The sequence below is a fragment of the Mesorhizobium waimense genome, assembly GCF_003601975.1.
In the GTDB taxonomy this organism is placed as follows: domain Bacteria; phylum Pseudomonadota; class Alphaproteobacteria; order Rhizobiales; family Rhizobiaceae; genus Mesorhizobium; species Mesorhizobium waimense.
On sequence record NZ_QZWZ01000204.1, the window covers coordinates 1 to 530 of the forward strand.

Annotated in this window: 1 protein-coding gene; it reads right to left on the reverse strand. The window is 59.8% G+C overall.

All coding sequences use genetic code 11. The annotated features are described in order from the left end of the window. A partial coding sequence (locus D3227_RS40640) for an IS5 family transposase (protein ID WP_120019482.1) occupies positions 1 to 346 on the reverse strand: 346 nt, incomplete at its 3' end. Between the last annotated feature and the right edge of the window lie 184 nt (positions 347 to 530).

Below are 530 nucleotides of genomic sequence, written 5' to 3' on the forward strand. Positions count from 1 at the left end.
GCATCCGCCCCCCTTTGACCTTGCGTGCCCCGGCGGCATGCTGGTGCGCTCGCACGATCGTGCTGTCGATCATCAGCCATTCGAGGTCGGCTTCGCGGGCGAGCATTTCCAGCATATCGTCCAGCACACCCATCCCGATCCAACGATAATAGCGCCGCTTCACCGAGCGGTAATCGCCAAGCCGCTCCGGCAGGTCGCGCCAACGGCCACCCGAACGCGCCATCCACAACAGCGCGTCGAGGAACTTCCGATTATCTGTACGCGGGCCGCGCTTGCCTTTCGTGCCGCCGGGCACAAAACCCTTGATCCGGTCCCACTGGTCGTCCCCAAGCGCATCGCAATCCATCGCCGATCTCCAAAAATCAGCGTAGATTCTGGAGAAGCTATGGGGTGAGCGGCGACGGGCATGGCACCATCGTCGTTTGATAGAAGCGATAGAGGTGTCCCATGACCCAGGTTGACGATCTGAGCCGTTCGCTCGTCCCGTTTGATCAAAATAGCAGCGTAATCGTCGTTGTTGAAATGAGTGA